The sequence below is a fragment of the Pelomicrobium sp. G1 genome, assembly GCF_051905455.1.
Taxonomy (GTDB): Bacteria; Pseudomonadota; Gammaproteobacteria; order Burkholderiales; family UBA6910; genus Pelomicrobium.
Genome location: NZ_JBQACR010000472.1, coordinates 1 through 250 on the forward strand (window position 1 = coordinate 1; position 250 = coordinate 250).

Consider the following 250-nt stretch of genomic DNA (forward strand, 5'->3'; position numbering starts at 1 on the left):
GAGCTACCCGATGTGCCCGAGGACTCCCCCGTGTGGCCAGCGGTCACGTCCACCCGGGACAACTGCCTGGGGCCCGGCTGCCCGTATTACGCCCGCTGTTTCCTCATGCGGGCCCGGCGCGCAGCGCTGGCGGCGGACGTGGTGGTGGTGAACCACCACCTCTTTTTCTCCGACCTGGTGCTGCAGGAAGTGGGCGTCGCGGAGCCCCCTCCCGCGTGTAAAACGGTGGTGGTCGACGAGGCTCCCCAAC

1 pseudogene is annotated in these 250 nt (G+C 69.2%); it reads left to right on the forward strand.

Annotated features, from left to right (window positions below):
* A pseudogene (locus ACTFO6_RS19275) lies at positions 1 to 250 on the forward strand (ATP-dependent DNA helicase); the annotation flags it as partial.